This is a genomic window from Thalassolituus sp. UBA2009 (assembly GCF_002335285.1).
Lineage (GTDB): Bacteria > Pseudomonadota > Gammaproteobacteria > Pseudomonadales > Oceanobacteraceae > Venatoribacter > Venatoribacter alkanivorans.
The window spans coordinates 109,518-132,290 of sequence record NZ_DDCJ01000143.1; the positions used below are offsets into that span (position 1 = coordinate 109,518).

The 22,773-nt window shown below is 50.9% G+C and carries 21 protein-coding genes and 1 pseudogene; all 22 read left to right on the forward strand.

Annotated features, from left to right (window positions below; genetic code table 11):
* Positions 1-118 precede the first annotated feature (118 nt).
* Positions 119-1,321: a sensor histidine kinase gene (locus B3P58_RS17650; protein ID WP_225693511.1), complete on the forward strand. Its 1,203-nt coding sequence runs from the start codon at positions 119-121 to the stop codon at positions 1,319-1,321.
* A 24-nt stretch (positions 1,322-1,345) separates the two neighbouring features.
* Positions 1,346-2,710, forward strand: a complete 1,365-nt coding sequence (locus tag B3P58_RS17655) for a sigma-54-dependent transcriptional regulator (protein ID WP_286719386.1) — start codon at positions 1,346-1,348, stop codon at positions 2,708-2,710.
* A gap of 121 nt (positions 2,711-2,831) precedes the next feature.
* Positions 2,832-3,230, forward strand: coding sequence for a flagellar hook-basal body complex protein FliE (gene fliE, locus B3P58_RS17660; RefSeq protein WP_286719387.1), 399 nt, complete (start codon positions 2,832-2,834; stop codon positions 3,228-3,230).
* Positions 3,231-3,245: 15 nt separating this feature from the next.
* Positions 3,246-4,934 carry a flagellar basal-body MS-ring/collar protein FliF gene (gene fliF, locus B3P58_RS17665; protein ID WP_230330548.1) on the forward strand — a complete coding sequence of 563 codons (1,689 nt, stop codon included), beginning with the start codon at positions 3,246-3,248 and terminating at the stop codon, positions 4,932-4,934.
* A complete protein-coding gene (fliG, locus tag B3P58_RS17670; RefSeq protein WP_145465801.1) occupies positions 4,924-5,958 on the forward strand; it encodes a flagellar motor switch protein FliG in 1,035 nt (344 codons plus the stop codon). Before fliF ends, fliG begins: the two co-directional genes overlap by 11 nt.
* 1 nt (position 5,959) lies before the next feature.
* Positions 5,960-6,994 (forward strand): FliH/SctL family protein, encoded by a 1,035-nt coding sequence (locus B3P58_RS17675; RefSeq protein WP_286719390.1) that lies wholly within the window; start codon positions 5,960-5,962, stop codon positions 6,992-6,994.
* Positions 6,981-8,318: a flagellar protein export ATPase FliI gene (fliI, locus tag B3P58_RS17680; protein ID WP_225693518.1), complete on the forward strand. Its 1,338-nt coding sequence runs from the start codon at positions 6,981-6,983 to the stop codon at positions 8,316-8,318. Before B3P58_RS17675 ends, fliI begins: the two co-directional genes overlap by 14 nt.
* Positions 8,315-8,779 carry a flagellar export protein FliJ gene (gene fliJ / locus B3P58_RS17685; RefSeq protein ID WP_286719392.1) on the forward strand — a complete coding sequence of 155 codons (465 nt, stop codon included), beginning with the start codon at positions 8,315-8,317 and terminating at the stop codon, positions 8,777-8,779. Before fliI ends, fliJ begins: the two co-directional genes overlap by 4 nt.
* A 250-nt stretch (positions 8,780-9,029) precedes the next feature.
* The gene (locus B3P58_RS17690) at positions 9,030-9,317 is read left to right on the forward strand and encodes an STAS domain-containing protein (RefSeq protein ID WP_145465797.1); all 288 of its coding nucleotides are present in this window, start codon (positions 9,030-9,032) and stop codon (positions 9,315-9,317) included.
* Positions 9,318-9,360: 43 nt separating this feature from the next.
* Positions 9,361-9,723: a response regulator gene (locus B3P58_RS17695; RefSeq protein WP_145465796.1), complete on the forward strand. Its 363-nt coding sequence runs from the start codon at positions 9,361-9,363 to the stop codon at positions 9,721-9,723.
* A 5-nt stretch (positions 9,724-9,728) separates the two neighbouring features.
* The gene (locus B3P58_RS17700) at positions 9,729-11,840 is read left to right on the forward strand and encodes a chemotaxis protein CheA (protein ID WP_286719394.1); all 2,112 of its coding nucleotides are present in this window, start codon (positions 9,729-9,731) and stop codon (positions 11,838-11,840) included.
* Between the two features lie 8 nt (positions 11,841-11,848).
* Positions 11,849-12,376 carry a chemotaxis protein CheW gene (locus B3P58_RS17705; protein WP_286719396.1) on the forward strand — a complete coding sequence of 176 codons (528 nt, stop codon included), beginning with the start codon at positions 11,849-11,851 and terminating at the stop codon, positions 12,374-12,376.
* Positions 12,377-12,502: 126 nt separating this feature from the next.
* Entirely contained in the window at positions 12,503-14,803 is a 2,301-nt protein-coding gene (locus B3P58_RS17710) for a methyl-accepting chemotaxis protein (RefSeq protein WP_286719398.1), read from the forward strand.
* Positions 14,804-14,868: 65 nt separating this feature from the next.
* Complete coding sequence (locus tag B3P58_RS17715) at positions 14,869-15,672, forward strand: CheR family methyltransferase (protein ID WP_145466733.1); 804 nt, start codon at positions 14,869-14,871, stop codon at positions 15,670-15,672.
* A complete protein-coding gene (gene cheD, locus B3P58_RS17720) occupies positions 15,669-16,322 on the forward strand; it encodes a chemoreceptor glutamine deamidase CheD (protein WP_286719400.1) in 654 nt (217 codons plus the stop codon). The genes B3P58_RS17715 and cheD overlap by 4 nt, the downstream gene beginning before the upstream one ends.
* 8 nt (positions 16,323-16,330) lie before the next feature.
* Positions 16,331-17,368, forward strand: coding sequence for a protein-glutamate methylesterase/protein-glutamine glutaminase (locus B3P58_RS17725; RefSeq protein ID WP_286719402.1), 1,038 nt, complete (start codon positions 16,331-16,333; stop codon positions 17,366-17,368).
* 212 nt (positions 17,369-17,580) lie between these two features.
* Positions 17,581-17,886: an STAS domain-containing protein gene (locus B3P58_RS17730; protein ID WP_145465790.1), complete on the forward strand. Its 306-nt coding sequence runs from the start codon at positions 17,581-17,583 to the stop codon at positions 17,884-17,886.
* 11 nt (positions 17,887-17,897) lie between these two features.
* Positions 17,898-19,616, forward strand: a complete 1,719-nt coding sequence (locus B3P58_RS17735) for an ATP-binding SpoIIE family protein phosphatase (RefSeq protein ID WP_286719404.1) — start codon at positions 17,898-17,900, stop codon at positions 19,614-19,616.
* Positions 19,613-19,957, forward strand: a complete 345-nt coding sequence (locus B3P58_RS17740; protein WP_222428423.1) for an Hpt domain-containing protein — start codon at positions 19,613-19,615, stop codon at positions 19,955-19,957. Before B3P58_RS17735 ends, B3P58_RS17740 begins: the two co-directional genes overlap by 4 nt.
* Before the next feature lie 166 nt (positions 19,958-20,123).
* The gene (locus B3P58_RS17745; RefSeq protein WP_286719407.1) at positions 20,124-21,473 is read left to right on the forward strand and encodes a flagellar hook-length control protein FliK; all 1,350 of its coding nucleotides are present in this window, start codon (positions 20,124-20,126) and stop codon (positions 21,471-21,473) included.
* Between the two features lie 314 nt (positions 21,474-21,787).
* Complete coding sequence (locus B3P58_RS17750) at positions 21,788-22,324, forward strand: flagellar basal body-associated FliL family protein (protein WP_286719409.1); 537 nt, start codon at positions 21,788-21,790, stop codon at positions 22,322-22,324.
* 12 nt (positions 22,325-22,336) lie between these two features.
* Positions 22,337-22,773, forward strand: a pseudogene (locus tag B3P58_RS17755) (flagellar motor switch protein FliM); the annotation flags it as partial.

Below are 22,773 nucleotides of genomic sequence, written 5' to 3' on the forward strand. Positions count from 1 at the left end.
CTGCCTGTTTTGTTGACGCTTTTCTTAGGGGTTGGCGCTAGAAAAACGGCACGCTAATTGCTCAACCCCTGTTCAGACTGTTTTTTTGTCGGTTTTTCGACAAACAACTGAGGTGGACATGGCAAATGCAGCATTGAGTCAGGTAAGAGAGCATCTTCCTCCAGCGTCAGGGCATATGGATCAGGCAGAGTTACGCCAGGCCTTTGTGCTGTTCAGTGAAATGTCTCAGCAACTGACGGATTCTTACAGCTTTCTGGAAAATAAAGTCGAGCAGCTCAGTGGTGAATTAGCCAATGTCTCGGCGCAGCGTATGCAGGAGCTGGCGGAAAAAGAACGGCTCGCGCATCGTCTGGAAAGCCTGTTGCAGTTATTACCAGCCGGCGTTCTGCTATTGGATAAAAACGGCTATGTCCGTCAGAGCAACCCGGCCGCGGACGAGCTGCTGTTGGCCGCTTCCGGAGCTGCGTCTCTGTGTGGTCAGCGCTGGCGCACGTTAATTCAGAAGTGTTTTAAGCCCCGCCGGGATGATGGTCATGAGATTTCTCTGGTTGATGGCCGCCGTGTACATCTGCGTACAGCACCAATGGCCAATGAGCCGGGGCAATTGATTCTGTTAACGGATATGACCGAAACCCGTGCCCTGCAGGCGCAGCTGAGTCAGCACGAACGTTTGTCGGCGATGGGAAAGATGGTGGCATCGCTGGCCCATCAGATCCGTACGCCACTGGCTGCAGCCACGCTGTACGCCGGGCATCTGGCCGGTGAGCAGATCGCCGAAGATACCCGTATCCGCTTTGCCGGAAAGCTGCAGGAGCGTCTGCGTCATCTGGAAAATCAGGTTCGCGATATGCTGATTTTTGCCCGTGGCGAAGCCCCGCTGAATGATGAAGTGACCCTTGAGCAACTGATGCAGGGGGTCGCCGCTGCTATGGAGGTGCCACTGGCGAATTTTGCTGCGACCTGCCATATCGACAATCAGATTCCGCATGTCCGCATTATCTGCAACCGTGATGCATTAATCAGCTCGCTGATGAACCTTGTGAATAACGCGCTGGAATCCAGCAGCAGTCCTGTGCATCTGGAAATCCTGGTCAGTGCCACCCGCGAAGGCCGTGTCCGTATTCAGGTAATGGATAACGGCCCGGGTATGAGCGCGGAGCAGAAGCAGAAAATTATGGAGCCTTTTTATACCACTAAAGCCAATGGTACAGGTCTTGGCCTGGCTGTCGTTCAGGCAGTTGCCCGTGCCCATCGGGCAGACTTTTTATTAACTGACAGTCCGGCCGGTGGCGTGTCGGCAGAATTAATTTTGCCGGTTTAAGCCGTCAGAACGGAGGAAATGATTATGCGTTTATTGGTAGTGGAAGATGATCCGCGTCTGCGCGAAGCCATTGTTGATACCCTGATGCTGAAAGGCCACGAGGTGTGTGAAGCGCCGAATGGTGTTGAGGCGATTGCCATTGTCCGCAGTCAGAATCTTGACCTGGTTCTGTCGGATATCAATATGCCGGGCATGGATGGACTGGAATTACTGCAGACTATTAAGCAGGAGCATCCCTGGTTGCCGGTGGTACTGATGACCGCCTATGGCGATGTTGGGCAGGCGGTTAAAGCCATGCAGCGCGGGGCCAATGATTATTTAATGAAACCCTTCGAATTACAGGAACTGGATGCTTTGCTGCGTCCGTTTAATAACGATGCGCCGGTGGCCGATGACTCCGAACCGGTATGTGAAGCGCTGGCATCGCAGCAGTTATTCCAGCTGGCGCAGCGGGTTGCGCAGACCGATTCCACAGTATTAATCAGTGGAGAAAGCGGAACCGGTAAAGAAGTTCTGGCACGTTATATTCACCAGCAATCAGACCGTCGTCACCAGCCTTTTATTGCCATTAACTGTGCCGCGATTCCGGAAAACATGCTGGAAGCCATGTTGTTTGGTTATGAAAAGGGCGCGTTTACCGGCGCTTATAATGCCATGCCGGGTAAATTCGAGCAGGCAGAAGGTGGCACCTTATTACTTGATGAAATCACGGAAATGGACCTTGGTCTGCAGGCCAAATTATTACGTGTATTACAGGAACGTCAGGTTGAGCGTCTGGGTGGAAAAAAAGTGCTCGATCTGGATGTGCGTATTGTCGCCACCACCAACCGTGAGCTGGCCGACTACGTTGCCGAAGGAAAATTCCGCGAAGATTTATATTACCGCCTGAGTGTCTTCCCACTGCAGTGGCTGCCACTGCGTGAACGTAAAGACGATATCCTGCCATTGGCTGGACGCTTGCTGGCACACCACGCGCGCAAAATGAAACGACCGGTGCCGCGTCTGATGGCGGATGCCGAACAGAAATTGCTGGCGCATCCATGGCCGGGCAACGTTCGTGAGCTGGATAACACCATGCAGCGCGCACTGATTATGCAAACCGGCCCGCAATTATTCGCCAATGATTTTATTCTGACTCCGGTGCCGAAAAACCGTCAGGAAAATATCAGTGTGACAACCCCTGTGATGACGGAAGTCATGGTGGATGATGGTGAGCTGGGGAATGATCTGCGCCACCGTGAAGTGGAATTGATTGTGCGTGCTTTAAAAGAAGAGCCAAGCCGTAAAGAAGCCGCCGACCGTCTGGGAATCAGCCCGCGTACTCTGCGTTATAAAATGGCGAAACTGCGTGATGAAGGTGTGGATGTCGAGGCCATGCTGGTTTCCTGATTCTCCTTTGTAAACTGGCAAGGCTATTGCAGTGTCAGTAAAAGGAGTAAGAAAAGTGACTAAAAGCGTCAAATTTCTGAAGTAACAGGCAGACCATCATTGCAGTGCTGAGGGTAAAAACATGGTTGATCGCGTAGATATTAATTCGGTTCTGATGCAGATGCGGCAGGTGAAAAGCCAGCTGCGCAGCCAGAATGCCAATGCACCGCAGTCAGTCAATCCACAAGCCACTCTGAATCAGGTACGGCAGGCAAAGCTGAGTGAGAATGAAACTGCGGTACGGGGTGACAATACTGTACCGGATTTTCAGAGCATGTTTAAAAATGCCATCGACAGCGTCAATGCCAACCAGAAAGTTGCCGGTGACCTGGCAACCCGTTTTGAACAGGGTGATCCTTCCGTTGATTTACCGGAAGTGATGATTGCCCTGCAAAAATCCAGCGTCTCTTTTCAGGCTATGACCCAGGTACGTAATAAACTGGTCGAAGCCTATAAAGATGTTATGAATATGCCGGTTTAATTCTGGTACTGACTTATGGATAACGCAGCCGCATCAACGACCGACGATCTGGAAGTTTCTCCGCCGGCAAAGCAGGAAACAGCAGAAGCCGGGCATCCGGTTTTATCAGGTTTTAATCGTCTGTCTATCGTTCGTCAGATCGGTGTTATTGCCGGTATTGCTTTGGTTATCGCATTGGCGATTGCCATTTTAATGTGGTCGCGCGAACCAACCTATAAGCCACTGATCCATCGTCTGCAGGATCACAATGCGCAGGATATTGTCGAAGTTCTGCAGCGTGAAAGTATTCCCTTCGAAATTGATCCCACTACCCAGATATTAATGGTGCAGGCCGGAGATCTGCATGAAGCCAGAATGAAACTGGCTGCCGCCAGCTTAATTGACGATAAAACCGTTGGTCTTGAAGTGCTGGATAAAGACAGCACGCTGGGGACCAGCCAGTTTATTGAAAATGCCCGTTACCGCCGTGGCCTGGAAGGTGAGCTGGCGCGCACTATTGCCAGTGTGAAATCGGTGCGTAATGCCCGTGTACATCTGGCATTGCCCAAACAATCGGTTTTTGTCCGCGACCAGCGCAAGCCACGGGCGTCGGTGTTTATTGAATTATATGCCGGCCGTGATTTATCCCGCGATCAGGTGGAAGCTATTATTAATCTGGTGGCATCCAGTGTCAGCGAAATGGACCGGGCTGATGTGTCGGTGGTTGATCAGCAGGGTAATCTGCTGTCAAAAATAGAAGAGCAGAGCGGCGAAATGCTGGCTCATAAACAGCTCGAATATACCGAAAAAGTTCAGAGTTCTATTACCCAGGCCGTGAATAATATTCTTAAACCGGTATTGGGCAGTGAAAACTATAAGGCAGAAGTCTCGGCCGATGTCGATTTCACTGTACAGGAACAGAGTGAAGAACTGTACAACCCGGACTTAATTGCCCTGCGCAGCGAGCAATTACTCAATGAAGAAAATGCCGATAAAACCAATGGCGGAATTCCGGGAGCATTGTCCAATCAGCCGCCGGCTGCGGCGAATGCACCGGAAGTGGCTAACGGTGGTGCCGGAGGCGCTGGTGCAGGTGTTAACCGCCGCTCGGAATCGACCCGTAATTACGAAATTGACCGTACTCTGAGCTATAAACAACAGCAGATTGGCCGTATCCGCCGCCTGACCGTTGCCGTGGTGGTGAATGATCGCGCCAGTGTGAATGCCGAAGGCGAAACGGTTTATACCCCCTGGACGGATAACGACCTGCAACGCCTGGAAGTACTGGTAAAAGATGCCGTTGGTTTTAATGCGGCCCGTGGCGACAGCGTCAACGTTATCAACTCACCCTTTATGGGCAAAGGCGAGATTGAACTGGGTGATCCGGATTTCTGGACCCAGCCATGGTTCTGGGAAATCATGAAACAAATTCTTGCCGGCCTGTTTATTCTGGTGCTGATCTTTGGTGTGATCAGGCCTACTATCAAGAGTATTGCCAACCGTGGCCGCGACGAAGCTTCGATCCTGCTGGATGAGCTGGAAGACGCTGAAGCCGGTCTGGATGATGACAAAGTAACCCTGGCGGGTATGGATGAGTTCCTGCTGCCGGGGGCGTCAGAAAGTTTTGAGCGCCAGCTGGATGCACTGAAAGGGCTGATTGCCGAAGATCCGGCGCGGGTAGCTCAGGTCGTAATCAAGTGGGTGAACGAAGATCATGGCAAATGAGAACACACCAGCGGAAGCTGATGGCGGCCTGACCAAACTCAGCCGGCTGGAACGTGCCGCCGTATTGCTGATGAGTCTGGGTGAAAAAGATGCGGCCGAAATCCTGAAGCATATGGGGCCGAAAGAAGTACAGCGCGTCGGTACTGCGATGGCGACCCTGAATAACATTAACCAGACCCAGGTAGAGGGTGTGGTGGCCGAGTTTCTCGAAGCGGTGAGCGGCCAGACCGGTATGGGGCTGGGCTCGGATAATTACATCCGCAATATGCTGACTCAGGCACTGGGTAATGATAAAGCCGGTGCGCTTATCGACCGTATCCTGCTGGGCGGCAACACCACTGGTCTGGATTCGCTGAAGTGGATGGAGCCGCGCCAGGTGGCTGACCTGATCCGTCACGAGCACCCGCAGATTCAGGCCATTGTTGTCTCGTATCTGGATGCCGATCAGTCGGCAGAAATCCTCTCCAATTTTGATGAAAAAGTACGTCTCGATATCATCATGCGTGTTGCCGCACTGGAAGCGGTACAGCCAGCAGCGCTGCACGAACTGAACGATATTCTTGAGCGTCAGTTCTCCGGCAAAGCGGGCGCACAGACCACCAGTATTGGTGGTGTCAAAGTGGCGGCCAATATCGTCAACTTCGTCGACAGTACTATGGCCAGTGATCTGCTTGAGCAGATCAAAGAAGTTGATGAAGATCTGGGCATTCAGATTCAGGACCTTATGTTCGTGTTCGACAACCTGGTGGATGTCGACGACCGTGGTATCCAGGCGCTGATGCGCGAAGTTTCTACCGATCTGTTGGTGGTCGCGCTGAAAGGCGCCGACCCGCTGGTACAGGAAAAAATCTTCAAAAATATGTCGAAGCGTGCAGCCGAGCTGCTGCGTGATGACCTTGAGGCTAAAGGGCCGGTCAAAGTCAGCGAAGTGGAAGGCGCACAGAAAGAAATTCTCACCATCGCCCGTCGTCTGGCCGATGCTGGTGAAATCGTGCTGGGCGGTGGCGGTGAGGCCATGATGTAACATGACGGAACTTCACCAGAAGCACCATTTGCCGCCCATTCCTGCCAAAGAAGCCAAGGAAGTAAAGCCTTGGCGCCTGCCATTCTGGACCGAGCCTCCGGCCTGGCTGGTGGAGAAAGAAGCAGCTGAAAAAGCAGCAGCAGAACAGTCCTCTGATGAGGGCGATGATATTGCTGATGTCAGCCTGCCGACGGCTGAAGAGCTGGAGAATATCCGCCGCGATGCCTATAACGCGGGTCTTGAGCAGGGGCTGATCGAAGGGCGCCAGCAGGGGCAGCGCGAAGGTTATGACGCCGGACATGCCGAAGGTTATAAAGCAGCTTTTGATCAGGGCCATACCGAAGGCCGGGAAGAAGGGTTCGGCGCCGGTGAAGCCGATGGCAAACGCAAAGGTCAGGCGGATATCAATGCCGTGGTCGGGCGTCTTGAACGGGTTGTGAAACAACTGCAGAGCGGATTGATTGAACGTGACCAGCAATTGCCGGAAGTTCTGGCAGCGTTAGTCGCGGGAATCTGTGAGCGGGTCATCGGTACACAGCTTGCCGATGGCGCCGTGAATATTCACCGCTTTGTGCAGCATGCGCTCGCTGAATTACCGTCAGGTGAGGAAGAGGTCAAAGTGTTTGTTGGTCCGGATGATGCCCGCCATCTGCAGGCCAGTCTGGAAGTCAGCGGTCAGGAATTGCGCTACAGCGTTGACGATAAGCTTCCGGCGGGTAATTGCCGTATCGAGAGTGAACACTCACTGGTCGAGTATTCATCGGCCGAATATCTGAATCAGTTGTTGGATAACGTGCTGCCGCAACTGATGCATCAGGCCGCCAGTTTCCCGGATGAGGATGAGCAGGCTGGGTGGCAGGAACCCGAATCCGTTGTCAGTGCTGCGGTTATGGATATCGATTCGCCAGCAGATTCTGCGGCTGAACTTGTCCCTGCTGAGTCTGACAATGAAGCTCCGGCACCCGATTCGCTTCCGATAGATAAGGACGAGACAGATAACGTTTGGCCTGAGGGCGACGGACATGAGCCTGAGTGAGCGCTGGCAACACATTCAGTTACCGGATAAACCCTATCAGCCGAAAGTAGCCGGACGGCTTGTCCGGATGGTCGGCCTGACCCTGGAAGCGGTCGGGCTGAGTGTGCGGGTGGGTGACCGCTGTATGGTCGAACGCAAGCAGGCGGAGGATATCGAGGCCGAAGTGGTAGGTTTTGACCGTGAACGTATTTTTCTGATGCCGATTGAGCAGGTCGACGGCCTGCGCGCCGGAGCACGGGTATGGCCTCTGTCGGTTGCTGCTGATGTTCCGGTGGGGTTTAACCTGCTTGGCCGCGTGCTGGATGGCACAGGGCGGCCACTGGATCAGAAAGGCCCGCTGCAGGATGTTGATCAGGGCAACCTGCAGGGCCGCCCGATAAACCCTCTGCACCGCGCCCCGATCCGCGAAACCCTCGATGTAGGCATCCGTGCTATCAACGCCTTGCTGACCGTTGGCCGCGGCCAGCGTATCGGTTTATTTGCCGGTTCCGGCGTCGGTAAAAGCGTGTTGCTCGGTATGATGACGCGCTTTACCCAGGCCGACATTATTGTGGTCGGCCTGATCGGTGAACGTGGCCGTGAGGTGAAAGAATTCATTGACGAAATTCTTGGTGAAGAAGGCCTGAGCCGCTCGGTCGTGGTGGCTTCTCCGGCGGATGATTCGCCATTAATGCGTTTACGTGCCGCGCAGTATTGCACTTCCGTTGCCGAATATTTTCGTGATCAGGGGCAGAACGTTCTGCTGCTGATGGATTCGCTTACCCGCTATGCCCAGGCACAACGTGAGATTGCCCTGGCGGTAGGCGAGCCGCCAGCGACCAAAGGCTATCCACCGTCGGTGTTTAATAAATTACCTAAATTGGTAGAACGCACTGGTAATGGTCAGGAAGGCGGCGGTTCTATTACCGCGTTTTATACCGTACTGAGCGAAGGTGATGATATGCAGGACCCGATCGCCGATGCCAGCCGGGCAATTCTTGACGGCCATATTGTGCTGTCGCGTAAGCTGGCTGAAGAAGGCCATTATCCCGCCATTGATGTTGAAGCATCGGTCAGCCGGGTTATGCCACAGATTGTCAGTGAGCAATGGCTGCGTAAGGCGCAATTGTGTAAACAGCTGATGTCGCATTACCGCCAGAACCAGGATCTGATCAGTGTCGGCGCCTATCAGCCCGGCAGCGATAACCTGCTGGATGTGGCGATTGAACGGCTGCCAAAAATCAAGGCGATGCTGCGTCAGAGTCTGCACGAAGGTGCTGACATGGCGGCGAGCGAAAAGCAGCTGAACGATTTATTCCCGTCCCCGCCCCAGGCTAAGTCATGAGAAAGCACCCGCGTGCGCGCCGTTTGCAGGTACTGCTGGATATGGCTGAAAAAGCCGAGCAACAGGCGCTGCAGGAGTGGGGAAAACTGCAACAGAAATTGCAACAGGAAGAGCAGCAACGGGCGCAACTTACGGGTTATGCCAATGAATACCAACAGCAGCTTTCATCCCCCACGGATAAGGCGCTGAGTTCTGGTTTTCTGCATAACACGTTGGGCTTTATTGGCCAGATAGAAGCTGCGCTGCAGACTCAGAATGAGCAGATCAAATTGCTGCAGGAGCGTGTAGCGACGGCCCGTAGTCATTATCTTGAGCATCATGGCAAGGTTAAAGCACTATCCGGATTGATGGACCGGCTGGATCATGAGCACGATCAGCAAGCTGATAAAGAACTGCAGAAGCAGTCTGATGAGTGGGCTAACCGTGTCGCCTTTCAAAATTCCCGCAGCAACCAGAAGTAATTTCATTTAAGCGCATGAATGGCGCGTACTGATACTAAAGTCTGATAATTTTACGATTCCACTCTCCGTGTTCCTGCAGACCGGTGTTTTTACCTGCGGGTTTATACGAATCATCCTGTCGTACTTGCCCCCAATCAATTCCTGAATCGCGCAACATATAAACGCTGAACGGGTTGTTATTCACAGATTCTCTAGCAGCTTTGTAATCAGCGTCTAATCTTAGTTATCAGACATTAAACAGGGCTTTGCTATGACTGATAACGTCATTATTGACTGCGGAGAACGGCTCAGTATTGAGCAGGTAGAAAAGCTATATGCCAGTGCAGAGCAGGCGCTGGCCACCGCAGGAGATATCAGTCTGGTCGCGGGTCAGGTTCAGTATTGTGACAGTGCCGGCCTGCAGCTGGTTCTGGCTTTGCAAAAAACACTGGAAAAAACCGGCCACAGAATTTACTGGCAAAGTGTCAGTGATTCGGTGCGGGAAATATCCGGTTATCTTGGCCTGACACAAGCATTAAATCTTAGTGAACAAGATTAATCAGCCCGATAACGAGCTATTTTAAACAACAGGAGCTGTAAATATGGCGAGTATTTTAGCTGTCGATGACTCTGCATCCATGCGACAGATGGTGTCTTTCACACTGCGTGGTGCCGGGCATGATGTACAGGAGGCCTGTGATGGCGTTCAGGCCCTTGAATTTGCCGGTCAAAAAAAATACGACCTTGTACTGTCCGATGTGAACATGCCCAACATGAATGGCATCGAATTAGTGAAGGAATTGCGCCAACTGGCCGATTACAAGTTTGTGCCTGTGCTTATGCTGACAACTGAATCTGCAGGCGATGTAAAAGCACAGGGAAAGCAGGCCGGAGCAACAGGGTGGATCGTCAAGCCTTTTAATCCGGAGCAGCTTCTGAGCACGATTAAACGCGTTCTGGGGTAACCGGTATGAGCATCGATCTTTCGCAGTTTCATCAGATATTCTTCGAAGAAAGTTTCGAAGGCCTTGATGTGATGGAGAGCCAGTTACTCGACCTGCAGCCGCAGGAGGTCGATGCAGAAAGTGTGAATACTATTTTCCGTGCTGCCCATTCAATCAAAGGCGGTGCCGGTACTTTTGGTTTTATGCAGGTATCGGAATTTACCCATGTAGTGGAAACCCTGCTGGATGAAATCCGCAGTGGTACCCGCAGTATGCAGCGCAACTACATTGATCTGTTTCTGCAATCTGTTGATTGTCTGAGAGCCATGCTTGGCAGTCTGCAATCCGGTTCAGAACCTGATGGTGAACGTGCGGCGACCTTAAAAGCCAGCTTTGAAAAAATTCTGCAGCAATCAGCCGATAGCGATTCCCAGGTGACAGAAGAAAAACCCACCGTTGCTGACGAGGGCTGCAGTAACGGCTGGCGTATTACCTTTCGTCCGGCAGAAGATATTCTGCAAACCGGTAACGAACCATTCCGCATGTTCCGAGAGCTGCAGGAACTGGTCGGCGCTGACAACCTGACCGTTATCCCGTTAACCGATAACCTTCCGGAATTTACCAGCCTGCATCCTGAAAACTGTTATCTCAGCTGGGTTCTGGAAGTCCGCAGTGATGTGAATCGTGATGATATTGCCGCTGTATTTGAGTGGGTAGCTGACGATTGCGATATCGATTATCAACCATTATCTGTTGCTGCTGCTCCTGATATCCCGACTGCTGATACTGCAGTGACAGAGATGGCTGAGTCTGCAGTCAGCGCCGACAGCACCGAGCCGGTTTCTGCTGTTATACCGGATAAAGTTTCAGAAGCACTCAGCGCATCGGCCGCGCAGCAAGCCAAGCCGGCCGCCCGTGCAGCAGGAAAATCTAACGAGCCCTCTTCTATCCGGGTGTCGATCGATAAAGTCGATAGTCTGATCAATATGGTTGGCGAATTAGTAATTACGCAATCCATGCTTGGCCAGCTTGGGCAGGACTTTGATATGAGTCGTCTTGCCCGCTTGCAGGAAGGACTGACACAGTTAGAACAGAATACCCGCGAGCTGCAGGAAAGCGTGATGAAAATCCGCATGATGCCGATCAGCTTTGCCTTCAGTCGTTTTCCTCGCCTGGTCCGGGATCTGGGAGGACAGTTGGGCAAACAGGTAAATCTGGTCATGCTGGGTGAAAATACCGAGCTGGATAAAACTGTGATGGAGAAAATCGGTGATCCGTTAGTGCACCTGGTGCGTAATTCTCTGGATCATGGTCTGGAAACAACGGAACAGCGTCTGGCTGCAGGTAAGCCGGGAGAGGGTACCATCACTCTGAATGCCTATCATCAGGGCGGCAATATTGTGATCGAAGTTAAAGATGATGGTGCCGGCCTCAATGAAGAACGGATTCTGAACAAAGCCAGACAAAAAGGCCTGGTGCCTGAAACTCAGGAACTCAGCAGCGAAGAAATTCACCAGCTGATTTTTCTTCCCGGATTTTCCACCGCCGATGTGGTCAGTGATATTTCCGGCCGCGGTGTAGGGATGGATGTTGTCCGCCGTAATATTGCCGAACTTAATGGCAGCATCGAAGTTAAATCCAAACGCGGCAAAGGTTCTACTTTTATCATCCGTCTGCCACTGACGCTGGCTATTCTCGATGGACAGTTGGTTAAGGTTAAGGACGAAACCTATATTTTCCCGCTGGTTTCTATTGTCGAATCTATTCAGCTGCAGAAACGCTCACTGAATCATGTAACGGGAAGCCAGTACGTTATGAAATTGCGGGACGAGTACATTCCTATTGTCCGTCTTGACGAGCTGTTTAACCTGCGTGCAAGTGATGATGAATTTGAAAATCCAATGCTGGTTGTGGTTGAAGGCGATAATGAAAAAGTCGGCATCGTTGTTGACGATCTTCTTGGCCAGCAGCAGGTCGTAATTAAAAGTCTGGAACAGAACTATAAACGTGTTACCGGAATATCGGGCGCAACTATTCTTGGTGATGGAACCGTTGCACTCATTATTGATGTTTCAGATGTTGGTAAAAATCTGGACAAATCTGCAAAAGGCCAGTCCCGATCAGATCAGGCTGCATAGGAAATCTTATGGATGCTCTAGCAATTGAAGAAAAAAAAGAACCGGGTAGTTCAGATGATCAGCAATATCTGACATTTATGATGTCTGATGAAGAATATGGGGTCGATATTCTTGCTGTACAGGAAATCCGTGGCTGGGAAGAGTCGACTTTGATACCCAATGCTCCTGATTATATCCGGGGAGTGATTAATCTTCGCGGTACTATTGTTCCCATTATGGATTTACGTATCCGCTTTGGCCTTAAGCGTATTGAATACAGTCCTGTAACCGTTGTTATTATTCTTAAGGTAGAGCGTGAAAATGGTGAGTGGGTAATGGGGATTGTAGTTGATGCTGTCTCTGATGTTTATACCATTGCCGATGCATCCACACGGAAACCGCCAGAACTTACCGAAGATAAAAACTCCGGATTTATTAAGGGGCTGGTTAATGTTAACGAAAAAATGGTCATTCTTCTTGATGTGGATGATCTGCTGAATATTTCTGAAGATAAATATCATTCAGGTTTTACAGATAATCAGAGCCTGTTTAATTAATATCAACAGGCCACCAATAATAATTCTTCATTGTCAGGCTTGAGTCCGGGCAGTGCAGAAAAGGAGAGTGAGATGAGTATTTTGAATAATATCTTTAGTTCCGGAAGCTCCGCAAGAGCGCGTGAAATGGAATCAACACTAAAGGCGCTCGATTCCAGTATGGCAAGAATCGAGTTTTCTATGGATGGTGTTATTCTTAATGCTAACAGTAACTTTCTTGATTTGCTCGGATACCGGCTGGATGAAGTTGTTGGCAAACATCACCGGATATTTGTCACTCCGGATTATCGTGAAAGTGATGAATACCGTGAATTCTGGACTATTTTGAATCAGGGGAAGTTTCACCAGGAAGACTACCTGAGAATCAGGAAAGATGGCCGTGAAGTTTGGATTCAGGCAACTTACAATCCTGTTATGGATGATAATGGTAAGCCATTTAAAGTCGTTAAATATGCTACAGATATAACCGAGCGTATTGAAAAAGACCGGGAGAATAAAGTAAATGCGAATATAGCCGGAGCTCTTGGGATATGCCAGGCAAACGTTATGCTGGCTGATAATGACATGAAAATAACCTACATTAATCAAAGCCTGAGAGATATGCTTAAAGAGAGGGAGGATGAAATAAGAAAGGAACTTCCTGACTTTGATATGAGCTCTCTGGTTGGGACTAATGTTGATGTTTTTCATAAGAAGCCAGGCCATCAACGTAAGATGATTTCTGCTCTGAATGAGCCTTATAAAACCAATATCAAAGTTTCTGATCTTACGTTTTCATTAACTGCAACTCCCTGGCTGGACGTTTCCGGAAAGCGGATTGGTACAGTTGTCGAATGGTTTGATAAAACTAACGAACTGGCTCATGAAAAACGAGAACGTGATATCAGCAATGCTAATGCCAGGGTTAAGCAGGCTCTTGATGTCGTCACTACCAATGCCATGATTGCAGATAATGACCTTCGTATCGTGTATATGAACCAGGCCGTGAAAGACATGATGAAACACGCGGAGGCAGACCTTCGCCGGGATATTCCCGGCTTTGATGCCAGCCGTCTGGAAGGACAGAATATTGATGTATTCCACAAACGGCCAGAGCACCAGCGCACTATGCTGGCTGCCTTACAGAATACGTATAAAACCCAGATCACTGTAGGTGGCCGCACTTTTGGCCTCATCGCTAACCCCATTTTCAATGATGAAAAAGAACGCATCGGCACCATTGTCGAATGGAAAGACCGTACTGATGAGGTATCAGCGGAACAGGAAATTGATCGTATTGTAGAAGCTGCAGCTTCCGGTGATCTGTCCCGGCGTATTGATCTGAGTGGCAAAGAAGGGTTCTTCCTGAATCTTGGTCAGGGGCTGAATCGTCTGCTGACCATCGCCGATAGTGTTATCAGCGATACAATCCGTGTATTTGATGCACTTGCGCACGGTAATTTAACGCGAAAAATTGACGATGATTATCAGGGCGCATTCGATAAGCTCAAACAGGATGCTAACGCCACGGTTGATCGTCTGACCGATATTATTACGCGTATCCGTGAAGCGGCATCAACGGTCTCAACCGGTGCCAGTGAAATCGCTCAGGGTAATGCCGATCTGAGTAAGCGGACAGAATCGCAGGCATCCAGTCTGGAAGAAACTGCTTCCAGCATGGAAGAGATGACCAGTGCGGTAAAACAAACCAGCGAAAATTCAGTGCATGCCAATGAGCTGGCCAGCTCTGCGAAACAAAAAGCTCAGGTGGGAGGCGACGTTGTCAGTAAGGCCGTGGTTGCAATGGACGAAATTAACGCAGCCAGTAAGAAGATTGCAGACATTATCAGTGTAATTGATGAAATTGCCTTCCAGACTAATCTGCTTGCCTTGAATGCTGCCGTTGAGGCCGCCCGGGCCGGAGAGCAGGGCCGGGGGTTTGCTGTTGTTGCAGGCGAAGTCCGTAATCTGGCTCAGCGCTCAGCCGGTGCTGCCAGAGAGATTAAGGATCTGATCCGTGACAGCGTTGATAAAGTTGATGCAGGTACATCGCTGGTTAACGAATCAGGGAAAACACTGAATGAAATTATCCAGGCTGTGGATCGGGTGTCGGTGATGATTCAGGAAATCAGCACGGCAGCCAGAGAGCAATCGTCCGGTATTGAACAGGTTAACAGTGCTGTTGCACAAATGGACGAAATGACTCAGCAGAATGCCGCATTGGTTGAAGAAGCCTCTGCAGCAGGGGAAGCAATGGCCGAGCAGGCTCAGTCGATGCTGCAGATGATGGAGTTTTTCAGTATCGATGGCCATCAGCGCCAGTCAGCGCCTGTGCTTTCCTCTGTTCCTGCAGCCAAGCCTGCCGCGAAAAGCAGTGGGCACAGCCACGGGCAGAAAAGTACCGGCTTATCGGTGAAGGATGACGACGATGAATGGGCAGAGTTCTGATTTCTACCGATATGACAACTCCAACGGTATCGGCCGATAAAGATAGTGAAGTCCGCGAATTTTTGATGACGGATGAAGATTTTGCACAGATTGCTCATCTGGCAGGAGATCTGACCGGCATCGTTTTGGGGAATCATAAGCGGAATATGGTTTACAGCCGTATCGCCCGTCGTGTCCGGGCGCATGGTTACTCGACCTTCCGTCAGTATCTGGACTATCTTGAAAATAATCTGGAGGCAGAATCCACAGAGTTTATTAATTCACTGACAACCAATCTGACTTCGTTTTTCCGTGAAGGACATCACTTCAGTTTTTTAAAGGATACGCTCTTCCCGCAACTGAGGTTTGCCAATAAAGACCGCAAGCGCCTACGTATATGGTCGGCGGGTTGCTCTATTGGTCAGGAAGCATATTCGATTGCGATTACTCTGCGTCAGGTCGGTTTTCCATCCGATTGGGATGTGAAAATCCTGGCTACGGATCTGGACTCCAGTGTTCTGGATACCGGACGGGCCGGAATTTATCCGGCCTCTCATGTTGAGGGGCTGGAACCGTCAGTAGTGAAGCGTTTCTTTTTGCGCAGCCGTGATGAGCGTTCTGTTCAGGTGAAGGATGAACTCCGGGATCTTGTCTATTTTAAACGTCTTAATCTGTTAGAAAGCTGGCCTTTAAAAGGTCCGTTCGATGTGATTTTCTGCCGTAATGTTGTGATCTACTTTAACAAGGATACACAGCGGATTCTGTTTGACCGGTACGCCGACCTTCTGCCTGTCGGAGGACATCTTATGATCGGGCATTCAGAAAACATATCCGGAATCACGGATCGGTTTGAATCGTTGGGAAATACCATATACAGGAAGGTTAAATGAGCATTATCCAGCCTGGACGTCCTGTACAGCCCCCTCCCAGCTCAGGTTTTGAACACGTTAACCGCTACTGGGATAATGTTCATCAGACCTGGGCTGCAAAAATTTTGCCGGGAGAATTTTATGTCTCCACGCATGGGGAAATGATCGTCACCGTACTTGGCTCCTGCATTGCAGCCTGCATTCGTGATCGTGTCCGCGGTATTGGTGGTATGAACCACTTCATGTTGCCGGAGCAGGGCGAACATTCATCCGATGTCTGGGGTAGCAACCCCTCGACCCATGCCTCACGTTATGGCAACTGGGCAATGGAATATTTGATTAACGAAATTCTGAAACGCGGGGGGCGGCGTGAAAATCTGGAAGTAAAACTGTTTGGTGGCGGGCAGATGATTGCATCGATGAGTGATATTGGGCAGCGTAATATATTGTTTGCTTACAGTTATCTCGCCAATGAAAAAATCACCGTGGCAGCCGCGGATGTAGGTGATGTATTCGCCCGTAAGGTGCTTTATTTCCCCGATACCGGTTCAGTGAAAGTTCGCCGCATTAAAGAGTTGCAGAACGATACATTGATTGCTCGTGAAGAGGCGTATCAAAAAGCGGTATCTCAACCAGCAGTATCCGATGCTGGTTCTATTGATCTGTTCTGAGAGGAATTATGAGCGCTAAGATCAGATTGTTAATCATTGATGATTCTGTACTCATCAGAAAAATGCTTAAGGAAGTGTTTGACTCTACCGCTGATATTGAAGTAATCGGTATGGCAGCAGACCCTTTTATTGCCCGGGACAAAATTAAGCAGCTGAATCCGGATGTACTGACACTGGATGTTGAAATGCCACGCATGAATGGCCTGCAGTTCCTGAATAATCTGATGCGGCTGCGGCCAATGCCGGTTGTCATGGTGTCAACGCTGACAGAGGCTGGAGCACCGGCTACATTGGATGCTTTGGAAATGGGGGCGGTTGATTACATCGCCAAACCTCAGGCTCAGAATGAACAAAGTTTCCTGGCTTTTGCTGCCGCGCTGACAGAAAAGGTACGGATGGCCGCTAATGCCAGAGTGCAGCCTCTGAAAAGCACGAAAATGTTGCGGCCTTTACCGGTAGTCGAGGCCTCGGTCAGTTACCGCCGCTGGATTGCTATTGGCTCCTCGACCGGTGGGACGGAAGCAATAAGAGAAGTTCTGAGCTGCTTGCCGGCTCATTGTCCGCCCATTGTGATCACCCAGCACATACCTGCAGTATTCAGTGCTTCACTGGCGATGCGTCTTGATCGTACTCTGGCAATTGAAGTACGTGAGGCTTGTAACGGTCTTGAGGTCAGACCTGGCCGCGCAATTATTGCCCATGGAGACTATCACCTGCGTTTCCGCCGCGAAGGCCAGAGCTATTATTGTGTGCTGGATGACGGGGAAAAAGTAAACCGGCACCGGCCGTCGGTTGAAGTGATGTTTGATGATCTGGCAGAAAAGCTGGACAGCAAGCATCTGGTTGCAGTGATGTTGACCGGTATGGGCGCGGATGGCGCCAGAGCTATGCAACGATTACATGATGCGGGTGCTTATACGCTGGCTCAGGATGAGGCCAGCAGTGTCGTTTGGGGAATGCCGAAAGCAGCGGTTGATCTTGGAGCGGTTGATAAAATAGCTCCTTTGGGACGGATTGCTGAGCTGATGCTGGAAGCTGCTGTGTGATAGATTGCGGGCAGATGGCAACAATGACAAAAGACATCTTTGTGCTAAACCTATTGAAGGACTGACAGGATAACGACAGAATCAGAAAGTCCTGTAAATTGTAGTTAAGTAAGGTTTGCAGACACTCAGAGAAAACTCTCTTGGTGCACGACCAAAAACGGAATCGTCCCGTTTGGTTGAAGGAATAATTATTATCCGGTGGAGAAGAACAGATGACTGTACAAGCATCTCTCGCAGGGAATGGGCGGGAACTGACGATTAAAGTAGATGGGCGGTTTGATTTCAGTGCGCATCAGGAATTCCGCGATGCCTATGAAAGCATGGCTGCAGATGTTCAGAGCTACGTTGTGGATCTGGGTGGAACCTCTTACCTTGATAGTTCGGCATTGGGAATGTTGCTGCTGCTGAGAGATCACGCCGGTGGCGATGGAGCCGATGTCCGGATTGTTAACTGTAATCAGGATGTCCGGAAAATACTGACCATTTCTAACTTCGAACAGTTGTTCAAGATACAGTAAGCCAATACTGCATGGATGCCATTAAAGTTCTGATTGCGGATGATAATCAGATTGACCGGATGGTGCTGTCACGCATAGTGCGCAATCAGGGCTATCAGGTACTGGAAGCTGAGAATGGTGTAGAGGCTGTTCGTGCTTTCGACCTGCACCGTCCGGATATTATCCTGATGGATGTTATGATGCCGGTGATGGATGGTCGTGAGGCCGCTCGCCGTATCAAAGCTGATGCAGGAGAGGATTTTGTTCCGGTTATCTTTCTGACCTCTCTTACTGATGCGCAAAGCCTTGCAGACTGTCTGGAGTCGGGTGGCGATGACTTTCTCAGTAAGCCTTACAATCACATTATTCTGCAGGCAAAAATAAGCTCATTTTATCGTATGCGTGAAATGCACCGAACCGTGCAGCATCAGCGTGATACGATTGCCAGTAATAATGAACACCTCCTGCATGAACAGCATGTGGCCAAAGCCGTGTTTGATAACGTGGCTCATGCCGGCTGCCTTTCGGCACCTAATATCCGCTATATGTTGTCCCCACTGGCCGTCTTTAATGGCGACGTGTTACTGGCCGCGCGCAAACCTGCGGGAGGCATGCACGTTTTGCTCGGGGACTTTACCGGGCATGGTCTGCCCGCTGCGATTGGTGCTATGCCACTGGCAGAAATATTTTATGGTATGACGGCCAAGGGCTTTGCTCTGCGCGATATTCTGCGGGAAATTAATCTCAAGCTGAAAGGCATTCTTCCTGTTGGTTTTTTCTGCTGTGCTGTCGTTGTTGATCTGAATTTTGACCGTAAATCGGCAAGTGTCTGGATGGGCGGCGTACCGGATTGCTATATGCTGCGCCAGGATGGTGCCAGGGTTGAAAGCCTGAAGTCGACACATCTGCCACTTGGCGTGCTCAATAACGAACAGTTCAGCGATACCCTGACGGAATATCCTATGAGTGATGGCGACCGTCTGTTTTTGTGGTCCGATGGCATCGTTGAAGCTCGTAATCCGGCAGGCGAAATGTTTGGCGAAGAGCGTCTGCAGAATGTCTTCAGCAAGGCCTCAGATCCGCATCACGTATTTGATGATATTCAGCATGCGTTAGCGGAGTTTGTTGCTGACAGTGCCCGTGATGATGACACCACGCTGCTTGAGCTGCGGATGATTGCCGAGCATGAGCTGGAAGATATTGCTCTGCAGCTGGCGTCCGGGCCGTTATCCGGTCCGGTAGACTGGGAGATGTCTTATTATCTTGGGCATGAAACCCTGAGAAACTTTAATCCGTTGCCGCTGATGATTCATATCATGATGGAAGTACCCGGACTACGGGTAATGGGCGGGCAGCTGTATACCGTGATGGCAGAACTGTTTTCCAATGCTTTTGAACATGGAGTGCTGGGGCTTAAATCTGAGCTGAAACGCTCATCGGATGGCTTTATGCAGTACTATCAGGAACGCGAAACCCGGCTTGCAGGGCTGAATGAAGGTTATGTCATTATCAGTATGAAACACCAGGGGGACGGACGCAGCGGACGATTAGTCCTGACGGTTGAAGATAGTGGCCCGGGGTTTGATTTCGCCCCTGTTTTTGATGAGCCAAAAGATCCGGCTTCTGCCCAATATTGCGGTCGGGGAATTCCTCTGGTTGATCAAATCTGTGAATCGCTGGAATATAGGGGCAGAGGCAATGTCGTCGAAGCGGTGATACGATGGCCGCAAATATTGGATGGGAGACTATGATGTCACTGGCAGAGCACTTTGACCCCGAGTCACTGGATATGCTCCGGGAAGTTATGGACGATGAATTTTCAGATCTGATGCAGGTCTACATCGACGACTCCCGGCAACGTCTGCCATTGCTGGCACAGGCGCTGCAGCAGCAGGATGCGCAGCAGCTGCGTGAGCTGGCGCACAGCTTTAAAGGTGCCAGCAGTAATATCAGTGCTAATGTTCTGGCGCAATTATGTTATCAGCTGGAAACGGCAGCCCGGGAGGATAAGCTTGCCGGAGCCGATTTGCTGATTGCGCAGATTGAAGCTGAGTATTACGCCGTAGAAACTTTGCTGCAGGACATGCTGTAGGTTACTTGCTACAGGCCTGTTGTGGCCGCTGTACCAATTATGTCTGATGTACAGCGCTCTTCCGTAACAACCATTCCTTTTTCTTTCCTCTTTTCGGCAATTTGGCCCGTGCTTTGCGTATAGCTACAGGTAAAGCCTTCTGCAGGCCTGAGTAACGGAGATTGGAATGAACGCGACGGGATCAACCTCCAACGCAACAAGTATTCTGCTGTCGCTGGGTATGACCGGAGACAGCGGGCTGTCTGGCCTCGGCGGAGAGGCCGGGGATCAGGGTTTTTCATCCTTACTGTCACAACTAATGCCGGGTGCTGGCGCAGGCCAGAACGCTTTGCCGCTTCCCTCGGTTGATGGCGTACAGACCTTGCCGCCGGAGCAACAAACTTTGCCGCTTATGCTGTCGTCAGCTGCTGTAGACGGTGGCGCAGATGTTAATGATTTGCTGGGGCAAATCGGTCTGGGTCTGGAAATGGCCGCTCATACAGATGCCGTCAGGGCTGATGCAGTACCTGCAGCTCAGGTGCTGGCTGGCAGTCTGAAAGCACTATCTGTAACGGACAGTCACCCGGAGGAAGATTCTGAAACACCGGATGCTGATGCATCGGCAGCCGCGATGCTGCTGGCGACAAGTGTACCTGTCAGTGATCCGGAAGCCGGAGCGATGAAGCCTGTGCCACAGAGTGAGGGGGCACCGCAGCCGGGCGCTGTCGCCAGCATGATGGCGCCTGGTCAGACGCAGAAAACAGATCATGCCAGAAAGCCGGCAAGTGAGCCGTTGTCTGGCATCGCTGTAGCGACAACTGTCGATGACACCGCCACGGTCGCGGATGAAGGCGCTGGATTCTTACTGCCGGGCGAAGACCGGCCAGCTGCGCAAAGCCTGCAGGGACTGGGGCTAAGCCTGCAGGGGCAGCAAGGGACGGTTCAGCCATCACAGAACAGCGGGAGCACCCTTATTCCTCCAGCCAGTGCTGCGGCAATGACTGCTGCAAGTACGGAAGATAACAGCAGCGCCAGTAGTTTTGTCAGTGAAAGTGGAGATACGCTGACGGATACCGAGCTGCAGGCGAAGCGGCTGCACAGTAGCCGTGAGAAGCTTGAGTTTGGCCAGGATCGTCGCGAGTGGGGCGGTGCACTGGGTGCCCGCATTATGACCATGGTGGCCGAAGATGTGCAGAAAGCCAGAATCCAGCTTGATCCACCGGAGCTGGGCAGCCTGGAAATTAAACTGCATGTCAGTCAGGATCAGGCCAGTGTGCAGGTTCAGGCGCAGCATGCTCATGTCAGAGAGGTTCTGGAAGCGAATGCTCACCGGTTGCGCGATGCTCTGGCAGCCCAGGGGATTACGCTGAATGGCTTTGATGTCAGTGAGCGTGGTCAGGGAAATGAGGGTTCTGGTCAGTCCGGCGATGGACAGGGAGCACAGGGCGGTGATGACTGGTTTGCTGAAGACGGTGTTGTGGATGATAAGCCACAGCCACAGGTAAGCAGCAATAATCTTCTGGATACCTTTGCCTGATCTTTCCCCGCCGGTGGCTATCGATGCCCTGGTGGCCCTAAGGCGTGTTTAATCAGTTTTTATACACACTGATAAACACGCCGCTTATTGGCTCAGAATTTTTCAGGCAATGCGCTGAGTGTGTAAACAGTTCAGCGTATTACCCGTGCTGAGCACAATCCTCTTCTATATCGCCGTAATTCCGGCACCTGCGGCAGAACCTTCTAGACTTACAGCAGCTTTCACGGGTTATTGGTCGTGATGCGATGGATTTTTGACGGAAATCTATGGCACAGCTATTGCTAAATTGACATTTACTGGGGAGATTTTCCGACATGGCAGCAGAACAAGATCTGAAACTAGATGGTGGCAATACCACAGCAGAAGCACCTGCCGGGGGCAGTAAAAAGAAGCTGATTCTGATTATTGCCGCTGCCGTCCTGTTGATTGCAGTGGCGGTTGGGGTGACGCTTTTTCTGGTCGGCGGCGATGACAGCAGTACAGATGAAAACAGTGCTGATACGGAAGAAACCGTTGCTGAAGAGCCATTGCTACCGGCTCAGTATGTGATTCTGAAGCCAGAGTTTGTGGTGAGTTTTCAGGTCGGCTCACGTCAGCGCTACCTGCAGGTCAGTATTGATGTTATGACCCGTAAACCAGCAGTTGTTGATGCGCTGAATTTGCATGAACCGATGATACGTAACGATATTATCCGGGTCATCGGCGAACAGAATTTTGACCGGTTACGGACGGCGGAAGGGCGGGTCGAACTGCAGGAGTTATTACTGCAGCAGGTTCGTCAGATCGTACAGCGGGAATCGGGTATAGAGGGCGTAGAAGCTCTTTTATTTACCAATTTTGTAATGCAGTAAGGAACACAGAGCGTGCAAGATTTACTGTCGCAAGATGAAATTGATGCGTTATTGCACGGTGTCGACGAAGGCGATATTGAGCCGGAAGATGACATTGATGCTGCAGGGGTCAAAGCCTACGACCTGACCAGCAACGACCGTATTGTGCGCGGTCGTATGCCAACGCTGGAAATGATCAACGAACGCTTTGCACGCTATACCCGCATCAGCATGTTTAACTTTTTACGCCGCAGTGCTGATGTTGCATCCGGCGGTGTTCAGATTATGAAATTTGGTGAGTACGTACACACCCTGTACGTACCAACCAGTCTTAATCTGGTAAAAATGCGGCCGTTACGTGGTACTGCATTATTTATTATGGATGCCAAGCTGGTATTTAAACTGGTTGATAACTTTTTTGGCGGTGATGGCCGTCACGCCAAAATTGAAGGACGCGAATTTACACCAAC